The sequence below is a fragment of the Nocardioides marinus genome (assembly GCF_013408145.1).
Classification (GTDB): domain Bacteria; phylum Actinomycetota; class Actinomycetes; order Propionibacteriales; family Nocardioidaceae; genus Nocardioides; species Nocardioides marinus.
Window position 1 is genome coordinate 923,478 of the sequence record NZ_JACBZI010000001.1, and the last position, 26,514, is coordinate 949,991.

At 71.5% G+C, this 26,514-nt stretch carries 31 protein-coding genes and 1 tRNA gene; 17 read left to right on the forward strand and 15 right to left on the reverse strand.

Annotation, left to right across the window (positions count from 1 at the left end; translation table 11 throughout):
• Positions 1–8: 8 nt before the first annotated feature.
• Together BKA05_RS04435 and BKA05_RS04440 are read left to right on the forward strand one after the other, a co-directional pair.
• Positions 9–1,064: a PHP domain-containing protein gene (locus BKA05_RS04435; protein WP_179530355.1), complete on the forward strand. Its 1,056-nt coding sequence runs from the start codon at positions 9–11 to the stop codon at positions 1,062–1,064.
• 9 nt (positions 1,065–1,073) lie between these two features.
• The gene (locus BKA05_RS04440; RefSeq protein ID WP_179530356.1) at positions 1,074–1,595 is read left to right on the forward strand and encodes a M48 metallopeptidase family protein; all 522 of its coding nucleotides are present in this window, start codon (positions 1,074–1,076) and stop codon (positions 1,593–1,595) included.
• On the opposite strand, the gene BKA05_RS04445 is transcribed toward BKA05_RS04440, so the two are convergent.
• Together BKA05_RS04445 and BKA05_RS04450 are read right to left on the reverse strand one after the other, a co-directional pair.
• Positions 1,532–2,152, reverse strand: coding sequence for an NUDIX hydrolase (locus tag BKA05_RS04445; protein ID WP_343045519.1), 621 nt, complete (start codon positions 2,150–2,152; stop codon positions 1,532–1,534). The two genes, BKA05_RS04440 and BKA05_RS04445, sit on opposite strands and share 64 nt — an antisense overlap.
• Positions 2,149–3,570, reverse strand: a complete 1,422-nt coding sequence (locus BKA05_RS04450) for a zinc-dependent metalloprotease (RefSeq protein WP_179530357.1) — start codon at positions 3,568–3,570, stop codon at positions 2,149–2,151. Before BKA05_RS04450 ends, BKA05_RS04445 begins: the two co-directional genes overlap by 4 nt.
• A 44-nt stretch (positions 3,571–3,614) precedes the next feature.
• Here BKA05_RS04450 and BKA05_RS04455 point away from each other — a divergent pair, with 44 nt between their 5' ends.
• The 6 genes from BKA05_RS04455 to BKA05_RS04480 all read left to right on the forward strand — a co-directional run bounded on the left by BKA05_RS04455 (position 3,615) and on the right by BKA05_RS04480 (position 9,169).
• Positions 3,615–4,100, forward strand: coding sequence for a molybdenum cofactor biosynthesis protein MoaE (locus BKA05_RS04455; RefSeq protein ID WP_179530358.1), 486 nt, complete (start codon positions 3,615–3,617; stop codon positions 4,098–4,100).
• Between the two features lie 16 nt (positions 4,101–4,116).
• Entirely contained in the window at positions 4,117–4,338 is a 222-nt protein-coding gene (locus tag BKA05_RS04460; RefSeq protein WP_179530359.1) for a hypothetical protein, read from the forward strand.
• A 60-nt stretch (positions 4,339–4,398) separates the two neighbouring features.
• Positions 4,399–5,457 carry a YlbL family protein gene (locus BKA05_RS04465; RefSeq protein ID WP_179530360.1) on the forward strand — a complete coding sequence of 353 codons (1,059 nt, stop codon included), beginning with the start codon at positions 4,399–4,401 and terminating at the stop codon, positions 5,455–5,457.
• Positions 5,454–6,083, forward strand: a complete 630-nt coding sequence (locus tag BKA05_RS04470) for a PPA1309 family protein (RefSeq protein ID WP_343045520.1) — start codon at positions 5,454–5,456, stop codon at positions 6,081–6,083. Before BKA05_RS04465 ends, BKA05_RS04470 begins: the two co-directional genes overlap by 4 nt.
• Positions 6,080–9,022 carry a UPF0182 family protein gene (locus BKA05_RS04475; protein WP_179530361.1) on the forward strand — a complete coding sequence of 981 codons (2,943 nt, stop codon included), beginning with the start codon at positions 6,080–6,082 and terminating at the stop codon, positions 9,020–9,022. The genes BKA05_RS04470 and BKA05_RS04475 overlap by 4 nt, the downstream gene beginning before the upstream one ends.
• 70 nt (positions 9,023–9,092) lie before the next feature.
• A tRNA-Met gene (locus BKA05_RS04480) sits at positions 9,093–9,169 on the forward strand.
• Positions 9,170–9,333: 164 nt separating this feature from the next.
• Here the strand turns inward: BKA05_RS04480 and BKA05_RS04485 are convergent.
• From BKA05_RS04485 to BKA05_RS04500, 4 genes are all read right to left on the reverse strand, one after another.
• Complete coding sequence (locus BKA05_RS04485; RefSeq protein ID WP_179530362.1) at positions 9,334–10,446, reverse strand: tyrosine-type recombinase/integrase; 1,113 nt, start codon at positions 10,444–10,446, stop codon at positions 9,334–9,336.
• A gap of 92 nt (positions 10,447–10,538) precedes the next feature.
• Positions 10,539–10,967, reverse strand: coding sequence for a helix-turn-helix transcriptional regulator (locus BKA05_RS04490; RefSeq protein ID WP_218842278.1), 429 nt, complete (start codon positions 10,965–10,967; stop codon positions 10,539–10,541).
• Between the two features lie 65 nt (positions 10,968–11,032).
• Complete coding sequence (locus BKA05_RS04495) at positions 11,033–12,604, reverse strand: hypothetical protein (protein ID WP_179530363.1); 1,572 nt, start codon at positions 12,602–12,604, stop codon at positions 11,033–11,035.
• Positions 12,594–12,962, reverse strand: coding sequence for a hypothetical protein (locus BKA05_RS04500; RefSeq protein WP_109691898.1), 369 nt, complete (start codon positions 12,960–12,962; stop codon positions 12,594–12,596). Before BKA05_RS04500 ends, BKA05_RS04495 begins: the two co-directional genes overlap by 11 nt.
• A 229-nt stretch (positions 12,963–13,191) precedes the next feature.
• Here BKA05_RS04500 and BKA05_RS04505 point away from each other — a divergent pair, with 229 nt between their 5' ends.
• Positions 13,192–14,046, forward strand: a complete 855-nt coding sequence (locus BKA05_RS04505) for a hypothetical protein (protein ID WP_179530364.1) — start codon at positions 13,192–13,194, stop codon at positions 14,044–14,046.
• 39 nt (positions 14,047–14,085) lie between these two features.
• Here the strand turns inward: BKA05_RS04505 and BKA05_RS04510 are convergent, their stop codons facing one another.
• The 7 genes from BKA05_RS04510 to BKA05_RS04540 all read right to left on the reverse strand — a co-directional run bounded on the left by BKA05_RS04510 (position 14,086) and on the right by BKA05_RS04540 (position 17,930).
• The gene (locus tag BKA05_RS04510) at positions 14,086–14,247 is read right to left on the reverse strand and encodes a hypothetical protein (RefSeq protein ID WP_179530365.1); all 162 of its coding nucleotides are present in this window, start codon (positions 14,245–14,247) and stop codon (positions 14,086–14,088) included.
• 9 nt (positions 14,248–14,256) lie between these two features.
• A complete protein-coding gene (locus tag BKA05_RS04515; RefSeq protein WP_179530366.1) occupies positions 14,257–14,487 on the reverse strand; it encodes a hypothetical protein in 231 nt (76 codons plus the stop codon).
• Between the two features lie 124 nt (positions 14,488–14,611).
• Complete coding sequence (locus tag BKA05_RS04520) at positions 14,612–14,821, reverse strand: hypothetical protein (protein WP_179530367.1); 210 nt, start codon at positions 14,819–14,821, stop codon at positions 14,612–14,614.
• A 252-nt stretch (positions 14,822–15,073) separates the two neighbouring features.
• Complete coding sequence (locus BKA05_RS04525; RefSeq protein ID WP_179530368.1) at positions 15,074–15,598, reverse strand: thermonuclease family protein; 525 nt, start codon at positions 15,596–15,598, stop codon at positions 15,074–15,076.
• The gene (locus BKA05_RS19980) at positions 15,595–16,530 is read right to left on the reverse strand and encodes a helix-turn-helix domain-containing protein (protein WP_179530369.1); all 936 of its coding nucleotides are present in this window, start codon (positions 16,528–16,530) and stop codon (positions 15,595–15,597) included. The genes BKA05_RS04525 and BKA05_RS19980 overlap by 4 nt, the downstream gene beginning before the upstream one ends.
• Positions 16,531–16,546: 16 nt before the next feature.
• Positions 16,547–17,260 (reverse strand): hypothetical protein, encoded by a 714-nt coding sequence (locus BKA05_RS04535; protein WP_179530370.1) that lies wholly within the window; start codon positions 17,258–17,260, stop codon positions 16,547–16,549.
• Between the two features lie 262 nt (positions 17,261–17,522).
• Positions 17,523–17,930: a hypothetical protein gene (locus BKA05_RS04540; protein WP_179530371.1), complete on the reverse strand. Its 408-nt coding sequence runs from the start codon at positions 17,928–17,930 to the stop codon at positions 17,523–17,525.
• A gap of 252 nt (positions 17,931–18,182) precedes the next feature.
• Between BKA05_RS04540 and BKA05_RS04545 the strand changes: the two genes are divergently transcribed.
• On the forward strand, positions 18,183–18,341 hold the full coding sequence (locus BKA05_RS04545; RefSeq protein WP_179530372.1) for a hypothetical protein: 159 nt from the start codon (positions 18,183–18,185) through the stop codon (positions 18,339–18,341).
• Here the strand turns inward: BKA05_RS04545 and BKA05_RS04550 are convergent.
• Together BKA05_RS04550 and BKA05_RS04555 are read right to left on the reverse strand one after the other, a co-directional pair.
• The gene (locus BKA05_RS04550) at positions 18,338–19,624 is read right to left on the reverse strand and encodes an AAA family ATPase (protein ID WP_179530373.1); all 1,287 of its coding nucleotides are present in this window, start codon (positions 19,622–19,624) and stop codon (positions 18,338–18,340) included. The two genes, BKA05_RS04545 and BKA05_RS04550, sit on opposite strands and share 4 nt — an antisense overlap.
• 67 nt (positions 19,625–19,691) lie before the next feature.
• Complete coding sequence (locus BKA05_RS04555) at positions 19,692–20,105, reverse strand: hypothetical protein (RefSeq protein WP_179530374.1); 414 nt, start codon at positions 20,103–20,105, stop codon at positions 19,692–19,694.
• 271 nt (positions 20,106–20,376) lie between these two features.
• On the opposite strand from BKA05_RS04555, the gene BKA05_RS19985 reads away from it, so the two are divergent.
• The 7 genes from BKA05_RS19985 to BKA05_RS04590 all read left to right on the forward strand — a co-directional run bounded on the left by BKA05_RS19985 (position 20,377) and on the right by BKA05_RS04590 (position 26,497).
• The gene (locus tag BKA05_RS19985; RefSeq protein WP_179530375.1) at positions 20,377–20,829 is read left to right on the forward strand and encodes a helix-turn-helix domain-containing protein; all 453 of its coding nucleotides are present in this window, start codon (positions 20,377–20,379) and stop codon (positions 20,827–20,829) included.
• Positions 20,830–21,167: 338 nt separating this feature from the next.
• On the forward strand, positions 21,168–21,848 hold the full coding sequence (locus BKA05_RS04565; protein WP_246289752.1) for an SAF domain-containing protein: 681 nt from the start codon (positions 21,168–21,170) through the stop codon (positions 21,846–21,848).
• A 3-nt stretch (positions 21,849–21,851) separates the two neighbouring features.
• A complete protein-coding gene (locus BKA05_RS04570) occupies positions 21,852–22,691 on the forward strand; it encodes a MinD/ParA family ATP-binding protein (RefSeq protein WP_179530376.1) in 840 nt (279 codons plus the stop codon).
• Positions 22,688–24,367: a TadA family conjugal transfer-associated ATPase gene (locus tag BKA05_RS04575; protein ID WP_179530377.1), complete on the forward strand. Its 1,680-nt coding sequence runs from the start codon at positions 22,688–22,690 to the stop codon at positions 24,365–24,367. Before BKA05_RS04570 ends, BKA05_RS04575 begins: the two co-directional genes overlap by 4 nt.
• Positions 24,364–25,305, forward strand: a complete 942-nt coding sequence (locus BKA05_RS04580; RefSeq protein WP_179530378.1) for a type II secretion system F family protein — start codon at positions 24,364–24,366, stop codon at positions 25,303–25,305. The genes BKA05_RS04575 and BKA05_RS04580 overlap by 4 nt, the downstream gene beginning before the upstream one ends.
• Positions 25,302–26,216, forward strand: coding sequence for a type II secretion system F family protein (locus tag BKA05_RS04585; RefSeq protein WP_179530379.1), 915 nt, complete (start codon positions 25,302–25,304; stop codon positions 26,214–26,216). Before BKA05_RS04580 ends, BKA05_RS04585 begins: the two co-directional genes overlap by 4 nt.
• Before the next feature lie 77 nt (positions 26,217–26,293).
• Positions 26,294–26,497 carry a hypothetical protein gene (locus BKA05_RS04590; RefSeq protein WP_179530380.1) on the forward strand — a complete coding sequence of 68 codons (204 nt, stop codon included), beginning with the start codon at positions 26,294–26,296 and terminating at the stop codon, positions 26,495–26,497.
• Positions 26,498–26,514: the final 17 nt, after the last annotated feature.

Consider the following 26,514-nt stretch of genomic DNA (forward strand, 5'->3'; position numbering starts at 1 on the left):
GAGCGCCGATGAGCGCGCCGGCGTACGACGACGGGCCGATCGCCGCGCTGCGCCGCATCGCCTTCCTGCTCGAGCGCGGGCGCGAGGACACCTACAAGGTCAAGGCCTTCCGCGGGGCCGCCGCCGCGCTGCTGCCGCTGGACCCCGACGAGGTGGCCGCCCACGTCGAGCAGGGCACGCTGTCCTCGATCCCGGGGGTGGGGGCCAGCTCCGCGGCCGTGGTGGCCGACGCGGTCCGCGGCGTCGTGCCCGAGCGGCTGGCCCGCCTCGAGGCCGAGCACGGCGGTGCCCTGGCCGCCGGTGGGCACGAGCTGCTGGGGCTGCTGCGCGGCGACCTGCACTCCCACTCCGACTGGTCCGACGGGGGCTCGCCGATCGAGGAGATGGCCTTCACCGCGCTGGAGCTCGGGCGGGAGTACCAGGTGCTGACCGACCACTCGCCGCGCCTGAAGGTCGCCCGGGGGCTGTCGGCCGAGCGGCTGGCCCGCCAGCTCGACGTCGTCGACGCGGTCAACGGCCAGCTCGACGGCTCGGGCTTCACCCTGCTCAAGGGGATCGAGGTCGACATCCTCGACGACGGGTCGCTGGACCAGAGCGAGGAGATGCTGCAGCGGCTGGACGTGCGCGTCGCGAGCGTGCACTCCAAGCTGCGGATGGACGCCGCGGCGATGACCCGGCGGATGGTCGCGGCGGTGCACCACCCGCTGGTCGACGTGCTGGGGCACTGCACCGGCCGGCTGGTCACCGGCGGCCGGGGGACCCGGCCGGAGTCGACCTTCGACGCCCGCGCGGTCTTCGAGGCCTGCGCGGAGACCGGGACGGCCGTGGAGATCAACTCCCGCCCCGAGCGCCGCGACCCGCCGACGCGGCTGCTGGAGCTCGCCCGGGACATCGGGTGCCTGTTCGCGATCGACACCGACGCGCACGCCCCGGGGCAGCTGGACTTCCTGGCCTACGGCGCCGAGCGCGCGGAGGCCGCGGGCATCGACCCCGAGCGGATCGTCACGACCTGGCCGAAGGACCGGCTGCTCGAATGGGCCGGTCGCCCCGGCGAGGCAGGCTAGGGTCCGAGCATGGCGGCGGTCGAGGTGCGCAGGTCCAAGCGCCGCCGCCGCACCGTGTCCGCCTACCGCGACGGCGACCGCATCATCGTGCTGGTGCCGGCCACGTTGACCCGGGCCGAGGAGGCCGAGTGGGTCGAGACCATGGTCGCCCGGGTGGAGCGGGCGGAGGCACGGCGCAACCCCAGCGACGACGAGCTGCTGGAGCGGGCCGTGTCGCTCTCGGACCGCTACTTCGGCGGGATCGCGCTGCCGGAGTCGGTGCGGTGGGTGGACAACCAGTCGGCCCGGTGGGGCTCGTGCACCCCCGGCGACCGGACGATCCGGCTCTCGGCGCGGCTGCAGGGGATGCCGACGTGGGTCATCGACTACGTGCTCGTGCACGAGCTGGCGCACCTGATCGAGCCGCACCACAACGACGGGTTCTGGGCGTGGGTGGACCGCTACCCGCAGGCCGAGAAGGCCAAGGGCTACCTGCTGGGCTGGTCGGCGGCCGCCGAGCTCGACGACCCGCCGGGGGAGAGCCTCGACTGAGCCTCCGGCCGCCCGGCGACCCGGGCCCGGGCGATGGCGATCAGGTCGTGCATCTCGGTCTCCAGCCCGTCGGGCAGGGCGTCGACCGGCCACCAGCGCACGTCCAGCGACTCCGCGCTGACGGCGTGCGGGGCGTCGTGCGGGGCCCGGGCGACGAAGCGGACGTCGAGGTGGTGCACCTCGACCCCCGGGTGGCAGAAGGGGACCGTGTGCTCGTCGAGGTGCGCCGGCACCGGGTCGAGGTCCAGGGAGGGCAGACCGGACTCCTCCAGCGCCTCCCGCAGCGCGACGCCGGCCAGGGTGGTGTCGCCGGGCTCGCAGTGACCGCCGAAGGCGAACCACCGACGCGCCTTGCGGTGCAGGTTGAGCAGGACGTGCTCACCGCTCGCGTCGACCACGAGGGTCCCGGCGGTGAGGTGGTCGGGGACGCAGTGGCGCCAGGTGCCCTCGGGCTGGGCGTGCAGGTGCTCGACGTACCTCGTGCGCAGGGCCTCCTGCGCAGGGGTGGGTGAGCGCCAGGCGGTGAGGACCGCCAGGACGTCGGCGTGCAGGCTCACGCGTCGTCGCTGTCCTGGTCCCCGGGCTGGTCGCCGGACTCGTCCTCGGGCTGGTCCTGGGGCTGGTCGCCGGTGAGCAGCTTGCGCAGCTCGGCGTCGAAGTCCTCCTCCGAGAGCGCGTCGGGCGCCGAGGCGTCCGCCCGGAACCCCAGCGGGTCGTCGAGGTCGGCGGCGGTGGGCAGCAGGTCGGGGTGCATCCACACGCCGTCGCGACCCTCGATGCCCTGACGGCTGCGCAGCGATCCCCACAGGGTGGAGGCGTCGCGCAGACGACGGGGGCGCAGCTCGAGGCCCACGAGGGCGGCGAAGGTGTCCTCGGCCGGTCCGCCCGCGGCGCGGCGGCGGCGTACGGCCTCCTGCAGCTTCGTGGCGGCGGGCATCCGGGGGGCGGTGGCCTGGCCGACGACCTCGTCGACCCAGCCCTCGACGAGGGCGAGCACGATCTCGAGGCGCTGCAGGGCGGCCTGCTGGAGCGGGGACTTGGGCAGCTCGAACATCCCGCCCTCCAGCAGCCCCTGCATGGCTGCGGGGTCGGTGGGGTCGATGCCGCGCATCTGCTCCTCGATGCGTGACTGGATCGCGTCGGTGTCGATCTGGATGCCGCGGGCGTAGTCGGTGACAGCGCCCACGACGTGCTCGCGCAGCCACGGGACGCCGGCGAAGAGGCGCTGGTGCGCGGCCTCGCGCAGGGCGAGGTAGAGCAGCACGTCGTCCTCGGTGACGTCGAGGCCCTCGGCGAAGGCGGAGACGTTGGCCGGGACCAGCGCCGCCCTCCCGGCGGGGGCGAGCGGCACGCCGACGTCGGAGACGCTGAGCACCTCCTTGGCCAGGGTGCCGATGCCGGAGCCGGTCTGGCCGGCGAGCATGCCGCCGATGACCTTGCCGAGCATGCCGACCAGCGGACCCGACATCGCGCGGGCCTCCTCCGGCAGCGCCGAGGAGATCGCCTCGACCGACTGTCGCGCGATCGGCTCCATGAGGTGGCGCCAGGTGTCGGAGGTCGCCACGACCCACTCCGCGCGCGACCAGGCCGCGGTGCCGGTGATGCCGGAGGGGAGCTCGGTGGCGTCGTCGAGCCAGTGGTCTGCCAGCCGCACCGCGTCGGCGACGGCGTCCTTCTGCTTCTGCGTCGGGCTCGGGTCGGGGTCCTGGGCCACGGTCCTGCGGGCGGTGTCGAGCGCGAGCTCCCAGTTCAGCGGGCCCTCGTGCGGCGCCATCATCGCCTGGATCTGGCCGAAGAGCTGGGTGAGGTCGGGCATCTGCCCCCCGAACTGCTGGCTGAACCGGTTCAGCTGCTCGCCGAGGTCACCCATGCCGGCCCCGCCGGCCCCACCCAGCTGGCCGAAGAGCTGCTCGAAGGGCGTGCCCTTGAACGGGTTGGGCTGCTCGTCGTCGGGGCGGTCGTCGCCGGTGCTCATGCGGACCACGGTACGCCGCCCGGGCAACTGGCTACGCTGCCCGGGTGACCCCAGACGAGACCGGTCCGACGAGCCCGGAGACGAGCCCGGAGACGAGCCCGGAGGCGGCTGCGACGGTTCGTCTCGTCGACATCCGCGACACCCCGCTCGACGTCGTCGAGGTGCTGGAGGCCATCGGGGACGAGTCCGCCGGGGGGGAGACGCTCTTCGTCGGTCGGGTGCGCGACCACGACGGTGGACGCGACGTCGTCGCCCTGGACTACTCCGCCCACCCGACGGCGCTGACCCGGCTGCGCGAGGTGTGCGAGGAGGTCGCGGCACGTCACGACGTACGCGCGGTGGCGGCCGTGCACCGCACCGGCGCCCTGGCCATCGGTGACATCGCCGTCGTCGTCGCGACCAGCGCCGCCCACCGCGGCCAGGCCTTCGACGCCTCCCGCGACCTCATCGACACGTTGAAGGCGCAGGTGCCGATCTGGAAGCACCAGCGCTTCACCGACGGCGTGGAGGAGTGGGTCGGGACCCCCTGAGGGTTACCGTGAGCAGGTGGAGATCCTGCTGTGGCTGGCGCCGGCGGCCGTGGTGACGGTGCTGGCGATGTGCTGGGCCGGCTGGGCCGGGCGCGAGCGCCCCGAGCCCGACCGCGAGGTGCTGCTGCAGCGCCTGGAGAAGGGCCTGACCAAGGAGACCCCGCTGCGCTACGCGGCCGCCCGACCCGAGCGGGACCGCAGCACCGGCATCGCGGTGCGCCGCTCCCGCCGGACCTGAGCCCGGACCTGGGCCCGGACCTGGGCCCGGGCCGGTTGCCCGGGATGAGAGGCTGAGCGCATGTCGCAGCGCACCCTCGCCGGGCTCCTGGCGGTCCCGCTGGTGCTGGCGCTGCTCGTGGCGGCGCTGTTCACCGAGCTGCCCTACGCGACCTACGCCCCCGGCCCGACCGTCGACGTGCTCGACCAGCCGGGCGGCTCGGAGACGATCCAGGTGCGCGGGGTGAAGACCTACCGCGAGGACGGCCAGCTGCGGCTGACGACGGTCAGCGTGAGCCGCGTCGACGACAAGCTGTCGCTGCCCGAGCTGCTGGCGGCGTGGTGGTCCGACGACGAGGCGGTCTACCCCTACGACTACGTCCACCCCGAGGACGTCACGGCCGAGGAGGACCGGCGCGAGGGCGCGGTCTCCATGGTGACCAGCCAGGACGTCGCGATCGCCAACGCGCTGCGCGCCCTCGACTACGACGTCCAGTCCACGCTGCAGGTCGCCTACGTGGTGCCCGACTCGCCGGCCGACGGCGAGCTGCAGGTCCGTGACGTGCTGCTGCGCGTCAACGGCGAGCCGATCACCGACGCGGAGATGCTGGTGCGCAGCATCCGCCGCACGCCGGACGGCGAGTCCGTGGCCCTGGTCGTCGAGCGCGACCGCAAGCGGCGCATCGTCACCCTGGAGCCGCGGGTGGAGGACGACGGCATCAAGCGGGTGGGGTTCACCCCGGGCCAGGGCTTCCGCTTCCCCTTCGACGTGGCCGTCAACATCGACCCCGACATCGGCGGGCCCTCCGCGGGGATGATCTTCTCCCTCGCCATCTACGACACCCTCACCCGCGGCTCGCTGACCGGCGGGGGAGCGGTCGCCGGCACCGGCACCATCGACCTCGACGGCAACGTCGGGCCGATCGGCGGCATCCAGCAGAAGATCGCCGGGGCCGAGCGCGACGGTGCCGAGCTGTTCCTCGTGCCCGCCGCCAACTGCGTCGACGCCCTCGGTGTCGACGACGGCGACCCGCGCCTGGTGCGGGTCGCGACCTTCGACGACGCGCTCGAGGCCGTCCGGGCCTGGGGCGAGGACCACGACGCGGACCTGCCCAGCTGTGAGGAGACGCCGGACCAGTGACCCAGCCCGACGACGTACCCCAGGACCTGCCCGAGGACGGGCCGGAGACCCCGCGGGTCGGCGACCTGGACGTCGACCCGGCCCTGGCCGCCGCCGTGCTCGAGATCGAGCAGCACGTCAGCGGTGAGGGGTGGGACCGCCCGGCGCGGCTCTTCGCCCTTGTCGAGACCGCCGCGCTGGTGCAGCGCGAGCCGGCCCTGGCTGCCGCCATGGGGCTCGACGACGCCGCCGCCCAGGGGTCGCTGACCCCCGTGGAGCAGGACGGCCTGGACCCGTCGGTGCCGCTGGAGCGCTCGCTGGAGACGATCAGCTGGCCCGCCGAGGTCACCGGGTGCGCCGCGGTGGTGGAGCGCTTCGTGCTCCCGCCCGAGGCCGACTCCGAGATCCCCGAGGACCCGGCCGAGGCCGCGGCGTACGCCGCCGCGCACCCGGCCCGCCAGGAGCTGCGGATGGTGGCCGGTGTGACGCGCGCGGGCGCGACGTACTGCGCCATGCGCTTCCGCAGCCACGACGACGACACGAAGGTGGTGGGGGGCTCCGACCTGGTGCCCGCGCTGCTGGAGCTGCTGAACGCCACGCTCACCGACGAGCAGGGTGACGGACACGAGGAGAGCGACCGCACGTGAGCAACACCGCCGAGACCCCCGACCTGCCGCCGCCGGCGGCGCGCAACCCGCGCTCCCGGGCGCTGGTCATCACCGCCGTCGTGCTGGTGGCGGCCTTCCTGGGCCTGACCACGTTCTCGGGCTTCTACACCGACCGGCTCTGGTACGTCTCCGGCGGGTACGGCGGGGTGTTCACCACCTTGATCTGGACCCGCATCGGGCTCTTCGTGGCCACGGGGCTGCTGATGGCCCTGGTCGTGTGCCTCAACGTGGTGCTGGCCTACCGGATGCGGCCGATCTTCGTCGGGATGGGCGACCCCAACGGCATGGGGCGCTACCGCGAGGCCGTCACCCCCATCCGCCGCCTGGTGGTGCTGGGCATCGGCCTGGTGCTGCTGGTCTTCACCGGCACCTCGGGCGCCGGCCAGTGGCGCACCTACCTGATGTGGCGCAACGGCGGCGACTTCGGGAGCGAGGACGTCTACTTCGGCCGTGACATCGGCTTCTTCGTCTTCGACCTGCCCTGGTACCACTTCGTCACCGACCTGGCGATGGCGGTGCTGGTGCTCTCGGTGATCGCCGCGGCGCTGACCCACTACCTCTACGGCGGCATCCAGCTGCAGTCCTCCTCCGGGGAGCGGATGAGCGGCGCGGCGCAGGCCCAGCTCTCCCTGCTCGTGGGCCTGTTCGTGCTGGCCAAGGGCGTGGACTACTGGCTGGACCGCTACGACCTGCCCACCGAGACCGGCAGCCTGATCACCGGTGTCACCTACACCGACGACAACGCCGTGCTGCCGGCCAAGAACATCCTCATCGGCATCGCCGTGATCTGCGCGATCCTGTTCTTCCTCAACGTGTGGCGCCGCACCTGGATGCTGCCCTCGGTCGGGATCGCCCTGCTGGCGCTGTCCGCGGTGCTGCTGGGCATGATCTGGCCCGGCCTGGTCCAGCAGTTCCAGGTCCGGCCCTCGGAGCTGGACAAGGAGCGCGAGTACATCGGGCGCAACATCGAGGCCACGCGGGCGGCGTACGACCTGACCGACGTGGAGATCGAGCCCTACACCCCCGACGCCTCGATCGGGGCGACGCTGGCCTCGCTGGACGGTCAGACCAAGTCGATCCCGCTGGTGGACCCGCAGGTCGTGCGGGCCGCCTTCGAGCAGACCCAGCAGGTGCGCGCCTACTACTCCGTCGCGCCGGTGCTCGACGTCGACCGCTACGCCATCGACGGCACCGACCGTGCGCTGGTGCTCGGCGTGCGGGAGCTGAACGTCGACGGCATCCCGGACCAGAACTGGACCAACACCGCGACCGTCTACACCCACGGCAACGGCATCATCGCGGCGTACGCCAACCAGCGCGGCCGTGACGACCGCAGCCAGCTGGACACCGAGTCCGTCGGCGACGAGAACGCCGGCCTGGAGTGGGCGCAGGGCACGCAGGTCTCCGAGGACGACCTGCAGGAGGCCACCGGCGGCTACGAGGACCGCGTCTACTACGGCGAGCAGAGCCCCGACTACTCCATCGTCGGCAAGCCCAGCGAGGGCGCCGAGGACTACGAGCTGAACCTGCCGCTGCAGGGCTCGGAGAACGGCTCGACGACGACCTTCGAGGGTCGCGGCGACGCCGGTGTCGGCTCGACGTTCAACAAGCTGATGTTCGCGATCAAGTTCGGCGAGCCGAACTTCCTGCTCTCGGGCCGCGTGAACGACAACTCCAGGGTGCTCTTCGACCGCGACCCCACCGAGCGGCTGCAGAAGGTCGCGCCGTGGCTGACCGTCGACTCCGACCCGTACCCCGCGATCGTGGACGGACGGATCCTGTGGGTGCTGGACGGCTACACCACCACCGACCGGTTCCCGGGGGCGGAGAAGGACTCCTACTCCGACATGATCGACGACGCGCTGGCCGACACCACGACCGGTCTGCAGACGATCCCGACCGACCAGATCAACTACATGCGCAACGCGGTGAAGGCGACCGTCGACGCCTACGACGGGACGGTCACGCTCTACGAGTGGGACACCGAGGACCCGCTGCTGCAGGCGTGGAAGAAGGCCTTCCCCGGGACCGTCCAGGACAAGGAGGCCATCCCGGCCGAGCTGGCCGACCACCTGCGCTACCCCGAGGACCTGTTCAAGGTGCAGCGCTTCCAGCTGGCGCGCTACCACGTGACCGACCCCAGCGACTGGTACCAGTCCAACAACCGCTGGGAGGTCCCGGAGGACCCGTACGCGCAGCGCACCTTCCAGCCGCCGTACCGCCTCTTCGTGGACGAGCCGACCGTCGAGGGTGAGAACGAGACCTTCTCGCTGACCAGCGTCTACGTGCCGTACCAGAAGAACAACCTGGCCTCGTTCGTCTCCGTCGACTCCGACGCGACCTCCGAGACCTACGGCACGATGCGGGTGCTGGAGCTGCCGAACGAGCAGACCCCCGGCCCGAACCTGGTGGCCAACCAGTTCGCCTCCGACGAGGAGGTGGCCTTCGAGCTCGCGCAGTTCGACCGCTCGGGTGCCCGACCGGTCTACGGCAACCTGCTGACGCTGCCGGTCAACGACGGGCTGATGTACGTCCAGCCGGTCTACGCCGCGCGCCAGCTCTCCGACGCCGCGTTCCCGATCCTGCGCTTCGTGCTCACCAAGTACGGCGACGACATCGGCATCGGCTCCACGCTGCGCGAGTCGCTGCAGGACCTGCTCCAGAAGTCCGGCGGCAGCATCGACCCCACGCCGGACCCCGACCCGGACCCGGGCACGGGGGAGCCGCAGGAGCCCGAGGACCCGGAGGAGCCGCTGGAGGGGTCGGTCGCCGAGCAGATCGACCAGCTGCTCACGCGCGCCGAGGCCGCCTTCGAGGCCGCCGACCAGGCGCTCGCCGACGGTGACCTCGCGGAGTACCAGACCCAGGTCGAGCGGGCCCAGGACCTCATCGGCCGGGCGCTGGAGCTGCGTAGCTGACGTGACACCGGCTCCGGGCGGACCCCGATTTGGCCCGTCCGGAGCCGGTGTGTAACGTTGGGTTCACCGACGCGGGGTGGAGCAGCTCGGTAGCTCGCTGGGCTCATAACCCAGAGGTCGCAGGTTCAAATCCTGCCCCCGCTACCAGAAAGTGGCCCCTGACCTGCGGAAACGCAGGTCGGGGGCCACTTGGTTTCTTGAGCCACATAGCCTTGTGCCGCGTTTATGTCCCGGAAACCTCCGCGTTGGCGGCCCATTGTTGTCCCGGGGTTGGGGCCAGGCCGGCGCTCGAGGCGGCCGCCTGGGGGACGTCAGACGTCCGATTTGGTCGTCGTGGCTTTGCCGGCGAAGGACTGAAGGATGTGCGTCACGTCGGGTGTCGTCCTGTCCTTCTGGATGTAAAACTCTTTGGTGATCGCGTCTGAGGAGTGGCCGAGAACGCGGGCCGCGGTGTCCGAGTCGACTAGGCGGTCGATCAAGGTCGCGACGGTCTTGCGGAAGGTATGTGGCGTTACCCAGTCGAAGCCTGTGTCTGCTCGGATCGTGCGCCACCGCCGCTCGATGTTGCCGACTTGGTGCCATGTGCCGTTGCGGGTGGCGAAGACGGCGTTGTAGTGATTCGGTCGTTGCTCGACACGTCGCCTCATCAGAACATCGACTGCGAACGGCGGCAGGGCGATGGTGCGCTTCGAAGAGTCGGACTTCGGCTTGGGCTTGCGGTAGGTGCCCTTTCCCGTCTCCGTCTTGATCGTGCCGCTGATTGACACGGTCGGTGGCGTCGCACTCAAGTCGATGTCCGTCCATCGGATGGCAAGTACTTCTCCGATCCGGCAGCCTGTGGCGAGTAGCAGGTCAATGATGTCGGGCATGTCCTGGTTCGGCTTTGGACCGGGCCGCTTCTTGGTCATCCAGGAGTCCACGGCAGAGCGGACGGCGTTGAGGTCCTCCACCGAGAGCGCTTGGACGTCCTTCTTCTGGCCTCGAAGCCGTGATGTGGAGGAGACCGGGTTGGCTGGGAGCGCGTCGTCGATGACCGCGGCGTCAAACATCATCTTGAGGACCGTCTTGGTCTTCTTGCGGCGGCTGTGGGAGTCCTGGGACCTGATTAGCCGTTCCAGGCGTCCAGCTGTTGCCTCCCGCAGGCGGATGTTGCCGATGGCTGGATTGATGACGTTCTCGATGACGCGTTGGTATTCGTTTGCGGTAGTTGCTTCGGAGCGCTGTTCGGCGCGATACAGCGAGAGCCAGATGTCGGCCACCTGGCTGATTCGCATGTCGGGGCCGATGAGGTCGCCGGACGGGGCGCTTCGGTCGGCGATCTTGGTCTTGAGTTCTCGTACTGCGGCGGCGGCGCTTCGACCGGTCCCCTTGATCTCGCGCGTGACGCCGTCGAAGTCTCGGAAGCGGGTTCTCGCGCGGTACACGCCAGGGCGTACCTCGTTCGTTGTGATGCTCCCGAATGTCCCGATGGGGAGCGGGGGGCGAGCCATGTGCCTTCCTTCTTGACCTCTGAGCGCTAGCGATGCCGCGGACGGGAGCGTCGTGACATGGAACCTAGTGTGCGGGATGTTGGTTGCTGGTCGCTCCCCGAGCGTCGACCCTCATCGTCGATGTCCGTTTCCGCCTGGAGGTCCAGGGTCTCGGCGTGGGCCTCGATCCACGCATCGAGATCGGAACGGCGGTACCGCAATGCGCCGCCGGCCTTCACCGCGCGTGGTCCGAATCCCGGGCGTCGCGTGCGCCAGGTATAGAGCGTCGACTTAGCGATCCCGATGTAGGCAGCCGCCTGGGCAATGTTCATTGTCGCAGGGGTCAGGGCGGGTCGGCCGCGTTCTGCCAGGCGTAGCTCGTCGGGGTCTGCGCCTACATCATCGGGGATGCGTTCGCTCTGAGCAGCGAGCATCCGGCGACCGCCAACAATGAGGGTCTCCTTGACGGTTTCCATCTCGTGTCCTCCGACCTGCTGTGGTGGGTCTCGGGTGGATCCAAGCCCACGGTGGTGTCTGATGGTCACCTAAGTGGTCCAACAGGTGCCGAGCGATCAATGCTGCTGGGTGGCTTTCTGGGTGGCACGCCGTGTTGCGGCGACAAGGCCGAGGTGACGTGGGCGTCATGCGCGTGGGCGGTTGTTGATGGCCCACCGGGCCGATGGCTAGGGCAGTTGGAGTGCGCGAGCATGGCAGAGGCTGCCGCGGTGGATGCCGCGGTCGCGGTGGCGGTACTTGCCGAGCGCAGGGTCTCCCGTACCGGCTGCGGCACTCTGACGGCACGTCGGGCGAGGATGTCGGCCGGGGAGACCCACACGACGTCGCCCTCGGCCGGCGGGCTGGCCAGTCCGGACTCCACGTCGTTGTGTGCTCGGCGGGAGAGAGCACGCGCTGGGCCGGTCAGGTTGGGGGTGTCGGCCTTCTCGGCGACGACGTGCGCGAGCTCGGAGCCGGCCTCGATCGCGCGGAGGGTTGCCATGGTGGCCTGGGGGAGCCCGGGCCGGGTGGCGATGGCCTCTGGTGTCGCCAGCGTGGTGGTGTCGTGGGTGATCTGGCGGTAGGCGGCTCGGACTTCCGCGGCTGCGCGGGCCAGGGGCTCCTCGAGGCGGGCGCCGGGGGAAGCGAGGTCGCCCCAGCGGCTGGCCAGGTTGCTCCAGGAGCGGCCTGCGTCGGCGATCGCGGGGACCAGGCGGTCCGAGGGCTCGAGGATGCCGGCGGTGGCGCCCGCGTCGAGGAGGACCATGCTGGCGCCGGCGATGAGTCCTTGGGTGCGGGTGATGAGCAGGAGGTTGGCCGGCGCGAGGTCGCGGGCCAGGGCACGGTGGGACTGGATGTCCCAGTTGGCCAGCGCCTGGGCCAGTCGGCCGGGGTCGTCGACGGGCCGGATGGCCTCGCCGGTGAGGGCGTGGGGGAACCAGTCGGTCAGGTAGCTGCGGGCGGTGTTCTCGCATGCGGACATCCGGTCGACCCAGACCCCGGTGGGTGCCACCGCGTAGGGGGAGTGGTGCTGGGCCAGCTGGACGCGGCGGCCTGATTCGCGGGCGTCGGTGACGCGGTCGCGGCCGTTGTCGTGCAGGGCGACGTTGACGGCGTGGGCGGTCAGGTAGAGGCCGTGCATGATCCTGGTGCGCGCTGCCTCGAGGTCGCGGTGGGCCTCGGTCTGCTCGTGCGGGATCTCGGCGCCGTAGCGGCGGACCAGGGCGGCGGCGTTGAGGAGGGTCTGGGTCATCTGGTCGACGCGGGGGTTGGTCGGGCCCTGACCTGGCCAGGCCTTCCGGCTGGACAGGCTGGACTCGATGGTGGCGGCCTGGGCGGAGAGGCTGGTGATGGGGCGGTCGCGCTCGTCGACGTCCGGGCGGCGGCCGGGCAGGGAGGCCCACAGGTCCTCCGCGGCGGCGACCATCGTGGGCCAGCTGCGCAGCAGCGTGCCGGCGTCGTCGCCTCCGACGTCCATGAGCAGCTGGCGGGCCAGGTAGTCGACGTCGAAGAGCATCTCGCCGACGCTGCGCACGTCGCGCGAGGTCATCGGGATCTGGTCGACGTCGAAGAGCTCCTGGTCGATGTCGGCGTATGCGGGGCGCAGGTCAGTAGCCAAGGCCGCGGGCTTCCCGGATGAGGTCGCACAGGTCGACGACCAGCTGCGAGCCGTGGACCAGGTCCGGCTGGTGCAATGGCAGTGGGCGGGTCAGTTCCTCGGCCTCGGTGAGCAGCTGCAGCGGGGTGCGCTCCTCGAGGTCGGCGAGCAGGTCGACGTCCTCGGGCAGCTCGTAGTCGTCGGGCAGTAGGGCGCTGGCTCGGGAGTGGGCGAGGTAGACACCTAGCCCGAGGTCGTGGAGCGGGGAGTCGGCGGCGGCCGCGTCGGCGTCGGTCCACACCTGGGTAGCGGCCTGGTGCAGCAGCTGGGCGATCGAGCCGAGGCGGTCCCAGGTGCCGTCAGCGTTGAGGGTGTCCACGGGCGTTCCTTTCGGTTGGAGGTCGGTCTGGCCCATGAACCCACGTCCCGGCCGCGGCCCGCTGCGCCGAGCGGCGGGCTGTGGATAACTCGGGGTGCTGTCGGCACCTGGGCACAAACTGGTCTCGTTCGCCTATGTCGTCCGGCGGGTGTCGGACGATCACCGCGATCAAAGTCAAGAGATCCGCACTAGTGCTGGAAGATGGAGGAGGGTCGAGATGAGGTGCCCGATGACCGTGCTGAGGGTGGTGACGCTTGGGCCGGCACTGCTGGTGAGCTTCGTCCTCACCGTGGTGGTGTGCGCCCTGCTCCCGCCGGCGCTTGGCCTGGTGGTGTTCATGGCTGCGGGCGGCCTGCTGGTCGCGCTCGCGCTGGGGCAGCTGCAGGAGCCGGCGATCGCCGCGTTGACCAGGTCGCGGCCGGCGACCGAGGCCGAGTACGGCGTGCTGGCGCCGGTGCTGGCCGAGCTGGGCGGCCGCGGCGTCGACGTCGGCGCGTTGTTCGTACGCCGTGTGCAGCGGCCGAGCACCCCGGTGGCGGCGGCGATCGGCCGGCGCACCGTGGTGGTCAGCCCTGGGCTGGTCGAGGCGACGTACCGCGGTGGCGTGACTGGCGCGGAGGCGGCCGCCGCGGTGGCTCATGCTGTCGGCCGACATCAGGCGCTTCGGCCGAGGCTGGAGCTGGCGGTGCTCGCGGCGACGACGCCGTGGCGAGTGGTGGTGGCGACGTTCCGCGGCGTGGGCCGGGCGTTCGCCTGGCTTCCGTTCATGCGGCTGGCCTGGAGGCTGCGGGGCGTCGTGGGGGTCATCTGCGTGGTGCAGTCGGTCGCCGAGGGACGTGCCGCGCCTGGGCTGCTCGGCGGCGCGGTCGTCGCGTTGACCTACCTGGTGCCAGCAGCAGGCCGGCAGATCGGGCCCCGCATTGAGGCCGAGGCCGACCGGTTCGTGCTCGCGCGCGGTCTCGGTCCCGTGCTGGCAGGTCTGCTGCGGCGCTTCGGGCACCCGATGACGCTCGAGCGGATGCGGCAGCTGGAGGCCGCCGTCGAGCAGCCTCAGCGGCCGCGGCTGCACCTGGTGCACGGCTGAGGCTGTTCGCTGGCGGGTCGCGCGGCGGCCCGACGTGGGCTACTCGTCGTCGGCGAAGCCGGACGTGGAGTGATGCACGCAGCCGCGGCCGTCGCCCTCGTGCGGCTTGTGGTTCATGCACGGCAGCGAACCCAGCTTGTGCGAGCAGTCGACCCAGCGGACGGTCGAGGGGCCGGTGGTCGGCGCGAGTGCGGTAGTCATCGCGGCCTCCTACCGGCGCGGGCCGCGGCGGCGGCCGAGCTGGGGCCGTTGGTAGGCGGCGGTGTCGGTGTGGTTGTGCTGGCGGCCGGACCGGTGAACCTGCGCGATCTCGGCGTCGGGGGAGGGGCCGGTGTCGGCGGCCGCGGCCTGGGCGGCTGCCTCCTCGCTGGCACTGACCTCCTCGGCGCGCTGGCGTGCCTCTTCCTCGAGCGCGGCTTCCTCGCGAGCGGGGTCACTCATCTGAACTCCCATGGATCTGTGGACCGGCACCGGCTGCGCCGGTCCTCCTGGTCACCTATGTGTGGGGCGAGGGTCCAGGCGATCACCGGCGGCCGAACTCCTTGGAAGGCGTGTTGGCCCGGGCTCAGGCAGGCTGGGCCAGCGGCGTGGCGCCCAGCAGCTGCGCCGTGTGCTCGAGGACGGTGTGGGAACCGGCGGAGCTTGGGCGGTCGCAGCACGGATGGGTGTCGTAGCCCTCGTCGACGACGATGCGGTGCAGCTGGCTACCGCAGGCGCGACAGCGTCGACCGGCGTGGGTGGGCACTGCTCGGCGGCAACGGCGCAGGGAAGGCATGCCGCGGCTGGAGGGGGAGTGACTTGGTGGTCGCGGTCCCAGTCGCGCCGCTGGCGCAGCAGCGTGGCGGTCTGTTGCCAGAGCGCGTGCTCGAGGTGCGGCGGCGCAGGTCGGCCGATCGCCTGGTCGACGGCCTTCTTGAGCAGCTGGTCACCGCAGGTGAGGATCCGCTCGTCGACGCCGCGACCGTAGCACCAGCGGGCCAGTGTCTTGGCGGCCGTCATCAGCTGGTCGTCCATGCCCGGCCCTCGCTCAGCAGCTGCCCCACAGGCCGCTGGCGGCCTCCTGGGCGTCGCCGGCGGCCGCGGAGTAGGAGTCTTCCCGGGCGAGATCCTGGGCGGCGTCGTAGCGGCGTGCGGCGCCGCGGGCCAGGAGCTCCTGGGCTACGTCGACGTCGTCGTGGTCGACGTAGCGCAGCAGACGGTCGTACCGGTCGCGGTCGGGCTGTCCGCTGTCGGTGACGAGCTGGACGGTGCTGTCGACCGGGACGAGGTCCTCGAGCAGGTCGGTTGCCTGGTCGGCGTAGCACTCCGCCGGCGCTGGCGGGTGGGCGACTTCGGGGGCGTCGATGCCGAGCAGGCGGACTCGGCCGAGCGGGCGGCCGGCCAAGTCCTCGACGCGCAGGGTGTCTCCGTCGACGACGGCCGTCACCCTGACCTGGGTGGCCGTGCCCTCGGCTGGGTCGGCGCCCGTGGGGGTGCCGGGGAGGGTTGCGGTGATGCCGCCGGCGGTCAGCGCGGCGATGGCAGCGGCGGCCAGGCCGATGAGGGCCTTCACCGGGCGACCCTCAGCTGCGGGCGCTCGCCGGCGACGGGAACCGCGCGCTCCTGGGCCCGGGCGCCGGGAGAGCGGTAGCCGGCCTCGGGGATCTGCTCGTCGACGGCCGCGCGGGTGCTGGCACCGGCCGGCTCATCGGGGAGCTCGGCGGCGATCTTCGCAGCGAGGTCGCGCAGTGGCGGGGTCTTCTCGATCCGCCGGGTGGCGTGGAGCACGGTCGTGTGGTCGCGCTCGAAGTGCCGCGCGATCGTCGGCAGGCTGTGCCCGTGGATGCGGGCCGCGGTCATGGCCACGGCTCGGGCGTCGGCGGCCGTCCGGGTCCGATCGGCGCCCAGGAGGATCTCGGGGGTGGTGCCGAAGGCCTCGGCGGCCGCGACGACGGCGTGCTCGACCGGGCCATCGGGCTCGAAGGTCGACGCGGGCTGGTCTTGGTGGAGGCTGACGACGGTGGCCTCGGGTCGGGGGAGTTGGGCGGTGTAGCGGTCGTTGACGTGCTCGGTGACCCGGGCCGCGGCGTCGGCCAGCCGGGGGCGTTCGGCGGTGCGGCGTACGGCGTGGATGACCGAGCCGTGGTCCTTGTTGAAGTGCTCGGCGATGGCCGGCAGGGACAGGCCGGCCTCGCGGGCGGCGGTCATGGCCACGGCGCGGGCGTCGCTGACGGGGCGGCTGCGCTCGGCGCTCAGGATCGCCTCGGGGGTGGTACCGAACATCGGCGCGGCGGCGTTGATGGCCAGCTCGCACACCGCTGCCGGTCCGGTTGCCGGCGCCGCCGGCAGGGTCTGGTCGACCTGGACGGCGAGGACGGCCACCAGCGACCGCAGCTGGTCGGCGTCCAGCGGTGCGACCAGGTCGGCGACCTGGTCATGCTGTCCGCGGCCGGCGGCATCGAGGATGAGGCTAGCCAGCTGGCGGCCGCCCTGATCGAGGTTCATGACCGTCCCCTCCTGCCTACTGCGCCGGCGACGCGACGGGCGGGGATGCCTGGCGCGGCACTTGGGCGCGTCCCTGTTCGGCCATCCGCCGGCGGGTGTTGTCGGTGATGTCGCTGGCGATCCCGGCCGACTGCCGGGCGTTGGCCGCGGCGTGGTCGACGACGTTCTCGAGCAGGCGCACGTCCTCGTCGGCGCGGCCGAGCTCCTTGCCGGCGGTCGCGATGCTCCGCTCGAGGGTGACCGGCTCCAGCAGCGACGGTGGAGTCACCTGCTGTGTCGCCAGATGCGCGCTGTCGACGTGCTGGGCGGTCAGGCGCGCCATCGGCTTGGCCAGGTCGATCATCTCGCCCACCACGGCGAGGCGCGGCTTGAGCTGCGCGACCTCACTGGTGATCTCGGGATCGGAGGTGTCTGCGTCCTGGAGGAGGTCGTGGGCGGTCGCGATGGCGTTCGATGCCCGCTCTAGGTGTCCGGTGAGTTCGTCGGCCAGCTCGGCGTTGTCGCTGCAGTGCCGCTGCAGGCGGCTCAGGTGCTCGCCGGCGGCCTCGAGGTAGTAGTCACCACGGTCGCTGAGCCGGGCCTTGGCCGAGTCGAGCTCAGCGTCATCGAGCACCCGGAGCGCGGAGTTGATTGTGTTGTGCAGCTCGTCGACGACCCGGCGGGCGCGTCCCACGGCCTGCTCGGCCATGAAGACGGCGTCGGCGGCTTGGAGAGCGGTGGCGGTCCTCATGCGGACTCACCGCCTCCCGAGTCGGGCGGGGGTGTGCTGCTCGACGGGGGCAGTACGTCGCGGAGACGGTCGAGCGCGGCCAGGGCCTGCTCGAGGTGTTCGCGGGCCTCCTGAACCGGGTCACGGTCGGGTGCGCCGGAGGGGGAATCGGTGGGCGTGCTCACGGGCAGCTCCTTGGTTGACCGGGGTCATCTCTCAGTCACCAAAGGAAGGTCGACCCGCTCGGGCGATCACCGAGGGCTAGAAATCTGGCCGCGAAAGGTCAGGGCTGGTCCCAGGGCATCGACTCCTGCCCGTCGTCGACGCCCTGGCTGATGATGTGCGCGGTTGCGTTGCGGGCGGCGTTCAGGTGCTTGTGGAGGTCGACCGCCAGGCCGCGGGCCTCCTCCAGATGGAGCCGCGCAACGCCGATCGCCATGGCGGGGTCGGACTCGTCGGTCATCGCATCCATGCTGAGCACCTGGTCGGCCAGTGCCCGCTCGAGCGTGCTCGACACCTGCGAGAACGCCTGGGGCAGCGCGGCCGCGAGGTCGGCGAACTCCGCGAGCTCATCCGAGGTCTCGGCCGGGATCTGGTCGCGCTCCCACAGGGTGGCGCGGTTGAAGCCGTAGACGTGTTCACGGGCCGCCGTCGCGTGCCCGCTCGCCTCGAGCTCGTCGTTGTCGTCCACCAGGGCGCCCTTCCTGCTGGGGGAGGTCTCGTTGGCGTTGAGTCTCGCGGATCTCGCCGGCGTACGCGCGGACGCGGTCGGTGGGCTGTGGATAGCCGCGCCGCAGGGGTTCCCTCCGGCGCGTCCGGGCGGGAGACTGATCGGCCATCGACGACCAGGCGGCCTTGATCGCGCGACGCGTGGCCATTGGCGGCGGCCGCCTGGTTTAACGCTCCGGCCGACGTCGGGGCCTACCGTCGGCTCGCAGCCGCGGTGGGGGAGTGGAACGCCTACAGCGCCGCGCCGCTGGAGAACGTCGACGTCGACGAGCTGCTCGACGACCTGGCGGACGTCGCGCCCCCGACGCCGCTGGGCGAGGGCGTTGCCGACCTCGAGCCCGTCCTGCGGCGGCAGGCTCGCCGGCAGCTTTAGCGGCGAGGGGTGCCGCGGCCGGGATCGGAGGCCGGCGGCAGTTCACGCCGGCGGCGCCCGGTAGCCAGCTGGCCGGTGCCCTGGTCGGCGTCCGCAGGTTCGCCGGCCAGGGTCTCCCGGATGTAGCGGTCGAAGCCGGGCATCGTGAATCGCACCTCGCCGCGCCCGGCGGGCTCGATGATCCCCTTGTCGATCAGCCGTTCGCGGGGAACGCCCAGGGCCTGCGTGGATCGGCCAAGCTGCTCGGCGATCTCCGCCCTCGTCACCGTGGGCGTGCCGACCCGCGCCATCACGGCCATGATCTGCCGCTCCAGCTCGGTCGCGGCCGCCCACCGGGCGGCGTACATGGAGGTCAGCTGGTCGTCGGCCAGCGGCAGGCCCGCCTGGACCTCGCCGACGTCGAGCACCTCACCGGTTCCCGAGGGCTTGGCCACCTCCCACGTCGCGTGGGCGAGGACCTGCAGCAGGTACGGGAACCCCTGCGCCTCGGCCGCGATCGCCTGCAGCGCGGCGGGTGTCCAGGTCACGCCCAGCTCGGCGGCCGGCCCGGCCACCGCGGCGGCCGCGGCGGCGGGCTCGAGTCGGGGCAGGGTGAGGAACGTGCTGCGCTCCCCGAAGGTGGCTGCGTTGACCAGGACTCCCGGAGTCGAGGGCAGGCCGGCGCCGATGATGGCCAGCGGGTTGTCCTCGCGCCGTCCAGCCAGGTTCTGCATCGCGTTGAGCAGGACCGCGAGGTCATCGCGGGCGGCCGCGTGCAGCTCGTCGACGAAGACCACGAGTCCGGCGCCACCGCGTGCGCGGACCTGGGAGCTGGTCTCGTGCAGCAGGTCCTCCATCGCCGAGATCTGCGCACCGCTCGGAGGCGCGTCCGCCCCGGAGCGGTCGGCGGCCGCGGTCGCGCTCACCTTCACCCCGCTCGGCAGCCCGAACTCCAGGGCGATGCTCTCCAGGCGGAGCTTCCAGGAGCCCTTCTCGCCCCGGGGCAGGATGTCCGCGGTCTCGATCGCTTTGCCGACACGGCTCACCAGGTCGGGCAGGAACGGCGCGTTGCGGCGGCAGGCCACCCATGCGGTGATGAATCCGTGGGCCTCGGCGTCGCGCTGGGCCTCGCGCAGCAGGGAGGTCTTGCCGACCCCGCGCGGGCCTAGGAACACCAGGAGCGGGCCGCCCATCTCGCCGTAGGTGCCGATCCGGCTCAGGTAGCCTCTGATCCTGTCCTGCTGTTGTTCCCTCCCGGCCAGGACCCGCGGCAGTTCGCCCGGTGCGTAGGGGTTGGGCAGCATCAGAGGTCTCCCATACATTCTGTTACACAGCGGGCTTGTGTAACGAAGTGTATGCCGTCGAGCCGGATCAGCGCCCGACGTCGAAGCTGCGTGTCCCAGGCGTGCTGGCAGCGCCTGGCGTGCGCGCTCCGAGTCGACGACGGGCGGCATCGTCGGGGCTCTCGCCCGCGGAACTGACCTCGTCGACGCCGCGGCCAGGTCGATCGGCGTGCAGCCGGGTCGTCTCGCTCAGGCATTCGGCTAGGTCCTCGACGTCGGCCTCCAGGACCCGCTCGAGGATGTCAGCGATGCCCCCTGACGAGCCGTCACACTCGGCCACCAGGGCCTCGGCCAGACGATCGAGGGCAGCGTCTCCGCGGGCGGTGAAGGTGACGACAATGGGGACCGGGTTCTCGGCTGGGGGAATGCTCATGGTCCACCTCGCTTTCTGGTCACCTAGGTGCGAAGGAGGTAGGTAAGCGATCAGCCCGATCTGCGACACCAGGAGAATCTGCCGGCTATCGCGCGGGAGAACTCACGGCCCTGTGCGGGGCTTGCGCCGGGCGGCCAGCCGGGAGCGAGGCCACCGAGGGTGACACCGAGGCTGGGCGGATTTCGTGCCCAAGGTCATTGCCGAGCGGCGAGGAGTGTCCGCGTGGCCAGCGGCGCACTCGATGAGAGACGGACGGCCTCCGCGGTCCCACGTCGTCGGTCCGGGGCGACCCAGACTGACCGATCCCGCAGGCGATCGGTACCGCTAGTGTTCGTCGGCGATGGCATCCGGAATCGACCCCAACGCGTTGAGGGCTGCTCGCGAGGAAGCGGGGTTGACTCAGCATGAGTTGGCGCGCTTGGTGGGAGCGGCTGGGGGTGAGCGCATCTCTCGCTGGGAGTTGGGCACGTCATCTCCGCGCCCCGACTTCCTGGTGAGGCTCGCCAAGGCCCTCGACATCCCGACGCTTCGGCTGATCCAGATCGACGGTGAGGTCCCCGACCTCAGGGCGTTGCGCCTGCAGGCAGGGCTCAGCGCGCAGAAGCTCGCGATGGCCGTGAAGGTAGCCGTCCCGACCTACTACGCCTGGGAGCAGGGGCGCTGGGCCCGACTCCCTGCACCTGAGTCGCTTGAAGCGCTCGCCCGCGCTTACGGGGTGGCCGTCGATGCGGTGGTCGCGGCTTTCCGTGAGTCGCAGCGACAGCGCCAGTGGGGCGGAGACACTTCGGCCTGAGGAGACCTTCGGCAGCCGCACGGCGTCGCAAGTGCGCAACTGCAGCCGGGTTTGGACGCTATCCACAGGCGAGAAGCTGATTCCGGAAGAAGCGGACGATCTGTGGTCCCATGGACTCCGGATCATTCGGAGGCGTTGACGCTAATTCCATCGGGGGAATGAGCTGCGCAACCCTTCCGGTCAGGACTGGGCGATGTCATCTCGGAATCGGTCACCTGTGGAAACCGAGCCGTTCGATAGAAATGCACTAGTGTGCGAGTATCGAGTTGGGCTCGTGGTGATCGCCGAGGGCCCGTCTTGACACGTAGGTGATCGAGACACGAGAGGACTCGGGATCCATGTCGCTGAACACCGCTCAAAATGCGTCGGGCGAGGCGCCCTCCACCAGTCGACCTGCGCCCAATCTCAACAACAGTCCACGGCTCAAGCGGCGCCGCAGGCCGTGGGTTTTCGCACTTTGTGCTGCTTTCGTCGCCGCCGGCGCCCTGGGAACCGCGTTCGCGTTCACCTCGGTCAACGACACCCAAGAGGTCCTGGTCGTCAGCCGTGACATCAAGCGCGGCGAGACCATCGAGGTCGGGGACCTCTCGGTGGTGCGGGTGAGCGTCGACCCAGCGCTGACCCCGGTCGCCGGGAGTCAGAAGGGCGAGCTCCAGGGCAGCCGCGCGGCGGTCGATCTGTGGGCCGGCACCCTGCTCACCGAGCAGGCAGTCACCGACAGCCTGGTGCCGGGGGAGGGGGAGTCCCTGGTGGGCATCAGCCTCACTCCTGCCCAGATGCCCTCGGAGCCCCTCTACGGCGGCGACGCCGTTCGGATCGTCACCACGCCCGGCGACCAGGGCGAGGTGACCGACGAGGAGCCGGTGACCATCGAGGCAGTGGTGGTTGGTGTTAGCCGCGTCGAGGAGACGGGGGAGACCGTCGTCGACGTCTCGGTGCCCGAGCGCGAGGCCGCTGACCTGGCCGCCCGGGCCGCCACCGGACGGGTCGCGCTCGTCCTGGACGCCCGGGAGCGCTGAGCAATGGCGCTGATCGTCCTCGCCTCCGCGAGCGGTTCGCCCGGCGTCTCCACCACCGCGCTCGGCCTCACCCTCAACTGGCACCGACCCGTCCTCCTGGTCGACGCCGACCCGACCGGATCGTCCGCGGTGTTCGCCGGCTACTTCCACGGCACCCAGGAGCCGACCGGCGGACTGATCAACCTCGCCCTGTCCCTGCGCGAGGGGACGCTGGCCGACGCCCTGCCCCGCGAGACGCTCCTGCTCGACCCCGAGGCGCCGGCCGAGCGGTCGGCATGGTTCCTGCCCGGCATCCGGGCCCACGAGCAGGCTCCCAGCCTGCTCCCGCTGTGGGATCCGCTCATCGAGCAGCTGCGTGCGCTGGAGCGCAACGGCCAGGACGTCATCGTCGACGCCGGACGGCTCGGCCTCGCCGGATGGCCCCAGCCGCTCATCGGGGCTGCCGACCTGACCCTACTCGTCACCCGCAACTCCCTGCCGGCACTGGCCGGCGCGACCAGCTGGGCCAAGACCCTGCGGGCACAGTTCGCCGCGGTCGGTGGCCTCTCACGCCTCGGGGTCCTCCTCGTCGACGAGGACCGCCGCTGGCCCGCGGTGCCCACTGGAGCCCGCGTCCGGCCCTACACCGCACGCCACATCGCCAAGGCCCTGCAGATCCCCGTCGTCGCCTCCGTGGAATGGGAGCCCGAGGTGGCCGAGGTCTACTCCCACGGCGCCCGCAAGCCCCGCAAGTTCGAGTCCTCCGGGCTGCTGCGCGGTTACCGGGCCAGCGCCGCGGCCATCCAGTCCATCCTCGGCGCCAACCAGGCCGCCCTCGCTCCCACGAACGGAGGTCGCGCATGAGCACCAACGGCACCAACGGACACCAGCCCGGGACCAACGGCCGCGACCCGCTGCGCGCCGACGAGTGGCTCGAGGCACGGCACGCCGCGACCAGCGACCGCACCTCGCCCTTCGCCCGCGGTCGCAACACCCAGCCGCCCCCGCCCCCGCCGGCCACGGAGGACCACGACCCGACCTCGCTGCCGATCTTCGCCTCCGCCTGGACCAGCGAGGAGCAGCTGCCGGGGCGCGCCCGCTCCGAGTTCAGCCTGCGCCCTCTCGTTGCGCCCACCCCGGAGGAGCACCACCAAACCCAGGGAGCGGATGGCGAGGTCGAGCTGGACTGGGAGTCGATCGCGCAGTACCGCGCGGAGATCTCCTCGCGCCTGACCGCCCGGCTCGACAAGGAAGGTGGCCGGGTCACTGAGGAGGACCGCGAGCAGATGGGCCTCGACGTGATCGAGGAGCTCATCAAGTCCGAGGCCGAGACGCTGGTCTCCACCGGCCGCCCGGCGTGGACCAAGGACCAGGAGAAGGCGCTCAAGTCCGCCCTCCACGCCGCCCTGTTCGGCCTGGGCCGCCTGCAGCCCCTCGTCGAGCGCGAGGACGTCGAGAACATCATCGTCATCGCCCGCGGCCCAGTCTGCGCGGTGTGGCTGGAGCTGGTCGACGGCACCCTGGTCGAGGCTGACCCGATCGCTGACTCTGAGGACGAGCTGCGCGAGTTCCTCGCCGACCTCGGCGCCCGGCAGAACCGACCCTTCACCGAGGCCCGTCCGCACCTGGACCTCCGGCTGCCCGGGGGAGCGCGGCTCGCGGCCGGCTCCTGGGTGATGGCCTACACCTCGGTCGTGATCCGACGCCACGGCATGCGCGAGGTCTCCATGGACGAGATGGTCTACGACCGCAAGGCCTGCACCGCGGTCCTGGCCGACTTCCTCGCTGCCTGCGTGCGCGCCGGCAAGAGCATCGTCGTCTCCGGCGTCCAGGGCTCCGGCAAGACCACCTGGGTCCGCGCCCTGTGCTCGTGCATCCCGCCGTGGGAGATGATCGGCACCTTCGAGACCGAGTTCGAGCTGCACCTGCACGAGCTGGTCGACCGGCACAAGATCGTCCACGCCTGGGAGCACCGGCCCGGCTCAGGTGAGGTCGGCCTCGACGGCCGCCAGGCCGGTGAGTTCAGCCTCGAGGAGGCCATCCACCACTCCTTCCGGTTCAACCTCGCCCGCCAGATCGTCGGCGAGGTCCGCGGCCCGGAGGTCTGGAACATGCTCAAGGCCATGGAGTCCGGCCCGGGCTCGATCAGCACCACCCACGCCCGCAGCGCCGAGCACACCATCGAGAAGCTCGTCTCCTGCGCCATGGAGAAGGGACCGCAGGTCACCCGCGAGCTGGCGATCAGCAAGCTGGCCGCCGCGATCGACATCGTGATGTACCTGCGTTCCGAGGTCGTCCCCAACGGCGACGGCACCTTCCGCAAGCAGCGCTGGGTCGAGGAGGTCCTGGTCGTCCAGCCGAGCATCGACGCGGCCCGCGGGTACGCCACCACCCCGATCTTCGCGCCCAACCAGCTCGGCCAGGCCGTCGCGACCGGCAAGCTCGACAACTTCCTCGCCCAGGAGCTGGCACGCCACGGGTTCGACCTCGAGGCGTACAAGGCCGAGTCCCAGGCCAACCCGGGGGTGGCCACGTCATGAGCACCACATCGTCGGCGTTCCTGCCCGCCGTCTTCGGCGCCTGCATCGTCATCGGCCTGATCGGCATGGCCTACGCGCTGATCCCGGCGCCGCCCAAGCCGCCGCGGCCTACTCGGACAGTCACCCCGTTCGGCCGGCTGGGCAGCCGGTTCGGCCGGCTCGACCGCCGTACCCGGCTGCTGGTGATCGGCGGCGCCGTGACCGGTCTCCTGGTGGCGCTGCTGACCGGCTGGGTGATCGCGATCGTCCTCGTGCCGGCCGCGATCGTCGGTATCCCGCTGCTGCTGACGCCCCCACCGGCGGCCGCGAGCATCGAGAAGCTCGAGGCGCTCGAGGAGTGGACCCGCTCCCTGTCGGGCAAGCTGACCGCCGGACAGTCCCTGCGCTCTGCGCTCATCAAGTCGCTGCAGTCGACGCCGCAGCCGATCGAGCGCGAGGTCGGGCTGCTGGTCTCCCGGCTGTGGAACAACACCTCCTCCACCGAGGACGTGCTGCGCGCCTTCGCCGAGGACCTCAGCGACTCCACCGGCGACGTCGTGGCCAGCCAGCTGATCCTGGCCGCCAGCGGCCGCGGACAGGCCGGACTGTCGAAGGCACTGGACGCCCTCGCCGAGACCGTCGCGGCCGACGTCCGCGCACGCCGCCAGATCGCCGCCGACCAGGCCAAGCCCCGCACCACCGCACGCACCGTCACCGTGATCACCCTCGCTGTCCTCGGCATCCTCGCGTTCACCGGCGACTACATCGAGCCCTACGGCACCCCGCTGGGTCAGGTCGTCCTCGCCGTCCTGCTCACCGCGTACGTGGCCACCCTGCTCTGGATGCGGCGGATGGCCGTTGCCAAGCCGCTCCCGCGGTTCCTCGACCTCCAGGCCCGCAACGCGCACCGCGCCGCCCAGCGCACAGCACCGGGCGAGAAGGAAGGAGCACTGGCATGACCGGCCTGCAGCTCGCGCTCGCCAGCGGCACCCTCCTCGGGCTGGCCCTCGCCCTGCTCGTGTGGCGCCTCGCGCCCTCCGACCCCGACCTGGTCGACGCGCTGGACCGGCTCTCTCCCGACCGCGTCGTCCCCCGCCGCGGCACCCCCGGCCCCGACGACGCCGGCACCGACACCGGCTCGGCCGTCGACCGGATCGGCCTGTGGGCAATGAAGAACCTCCCCGGCGGCGCGTGGGCGCACACGCCCCGCAAGGACCTGGCCATCCTGCAGATCAGCGAGGCCCGGTTCTACGGCGAGAAGGTCGTCTGGGCCCTCCTCGGCCTCACCATGCCGCCGCTGCTGGCCGGCTTCTTCACGATGATCGGGCTCCCGCTGCCGTTCGCTATCCCCACGCTCGGCTCGCTGGCCCTGGCCGCCCTGTTCTGGTTCATGCCCAACTACAACGCCACCGACGAGGCCAAGAAGGCGCGCATCGAGTTCAACCGCGCCCTCGGCGCCTACATCGACATGGTCGCCACCGGCGTCCGCGACGGCTCCAGCGGCCAGCAGGCGCTGCGCTCGGCCGCCGAGGTCGGCGACACCTGGGTGTTCAAGCGGATCGAGAGCGAACTGCGCCGCGCCCGGTACATGACGCGCGCACCGTGGGACTCCCTGCACCAACTGGCGGACGAGCTCGGCGTCCCCGAGCTCGACGACCTCGCCGACATCATGCAGCAGTCCGGCCAGGACGGAGCCCAGATCTACAACAACCTCCGCGCCCGGGCCGCGGCCCTCCGCTCGGCGATGCTCAGCGCCGAGCTCGGCAAGGCCAACGCGGCCTCCGAGCGCATGTACATCCCCGCCAGCCTGCTCGGCATCGTCTTCATGGCGATCCTCGTCACCCCCTCGATGCTCCGATTCGCCACCTGACGCCCTAACACCGACCCCACCCACCGGCACGGGTCGCCCAAGACCGCAAACCGAACAACCAAGGAAGGAACAACCCGATGTTGAAGCTCTTCATCGCCCTCCAGCTCGCGGTGCTCACCGTGCGCGATGTCCTCGAGGACCGGGCCAGGATCCAGCGCGACGAGCGCGGCTCCGTCACGATTCAGGAGGTGCTCTGGGCAGTGGCGGCCATCGCCATCGCCGGCATCGTCGTCGCCGCCATCAGGGCCTTCGTGACCAGCGAGTCCGGCAAGATCAAGTAGGCCGGAGCCAGTTCGTC

What these genes read in the sequence shown, in the direction of transcription:
- BKA05_RS04435 (WP_179530355.1), top strand. Translation starts at nt 9, where the DNA reads ATGAGCGCGCCGGCGTACGACGACGGGCCGATCGCCGCGCTGCGCCGC.
- BKA05_RS04440 (WP_179530356.1), top strand. Translation starts at nt 1,074, where the DNA reads ATGGCGGCGGTCGAGGTGCGCAGGTCCAAGCGCCGCCGCCGCACCGTG.
- BKA05_RS04450 (WP_179530357.1), bottom strand. Translation starts at nt 3,570, where the DNA reads ATGAGCACCGGCGACGACCGCCCCGACGACGAGCAGCCCAACCCGTTC.
- BKA05_RS04465 (WP_179530360.1), top strand. Translation starts at nt 4,399, where the DNA reads ATGTCGCAGCGCACCCTCGCCGGGCTCCTGGCGGTCCCGCTGGTGCTG.
- BKA05_RS04490 (WP_218842278.1), bottom strand. Translation starts at nt 10,967, where the DNA reads ATGGAAACCGTCAAGGAGACCCTCATTGTTGGCGGTCGCCGGATGCTC.
- BKA05_RS04505 (WP_179530364.1), top strand. Translation starts at nt 13,192, where the DNA reads ATGACCGTGCTGAGGGTGGTGACGCTTGGGCCGGCACTGCTGGTGAGC.
- BKA05_RS04510 (WP_179530365.1), bottom strand. Translation starts at nt 14,247, where the DNA reads ATGACTACCGCACTCGCGCCGACCACCGGCCCCTCGACCGTCCGCTGG.
- BKA05_RS04515 (WP_179530366.1), bottom strand. Translation starts at nt 14,487, where the DNA reads ATGAGTGACCCCGCTCGCGAGGAAGCCGCGCTCGAGGAAGAGGCACGC.
- BKA05_RS04520 (WP_179530367.1), bottom strand. Translation starts at nt 14,821, where the DNA reads ATGCCTTCCCTGCGCCGTTGCCGCCGAGCAGTGCCCACCCACGCCGGT.
- BKA05_RS19980 (WP_179530369.1), bottom strand. Translation starts at nt 16,530, where the DNA reads ATGAACCTCGATCAGGGCGGCCGCCAGCTGGCTAGCCTCATCCTCGAT.
- BKA05_RS04535 (WP_179530370.1), bottom strand. Translation starts at nt 17,260, where the DNA reads ATGAGGACCGCCACCGCTCTCCAAGCCGCCGACGCCGTCTTCATGGCC.
- BKA05_RS04550 (WP_179530373.1), bottom strand. Translation starts at nt 19,624, where the DNA reads ATGCTGCCCAACCCCTACGCACCGGGCGAACTGCCGCGGGTCCTGGCC.
- BKA05_RS19985 (WP_179530375.1), top strand. Translation starts at nt 20,377, where the DNA reads ATGGCATCCGGAATCGACCCCAACGCGTTGAGGGCTGCTCGCGAGGAA.
- BKA05_RS04565 (WP_246289752.1), top strand. Translation starts at nt 21,168, where the DNA reads ATGTCGCTGAACACCGCTCAAAATGCGTCGGGCGAGGCGCCCTCCACC.
- BKA05_RS04570 (WP_179530376.1), top strand. Translation starts at nt 21,852, where the DNA reads ATGGCGCTGATCGTCCTCGCCTCCGCGAGCGGTTCGCCCGGCGTCTCC.
- BKA05_RS04575 (WP_179530377.1), top strand. Translation starts at nt 22,688, where the DNA reads ATGAGCACCAACGGCACCAACGGACACCAGCCCGGGACCAACGGCCGC.
- BKA05_RS04580 (WP_179530378.1), top strand. Translation starts at nt 24,364, where the DNA reads ATGAGCACCACATCGTCGGCGTTCCTGCCCGCCGTCTTCGGCGCCTGC.
- BKA05_RS04585 (WP_179530379.1), top strand. Translation starts at nt 25,302, where the DNA reads ATGACCGGCCTGCAGCTCGCGCTCGCCAGCGGCACCCTCCTCGGGCTG.
- BKA05_RS04590 (WP_179530380.1), top strand. Translation starts at nt 26,294, where the DNA reads ATGTTGAAGCTCTTCATCGCCCTCCAGCTCGCGGTGCTCACCGTGCGC.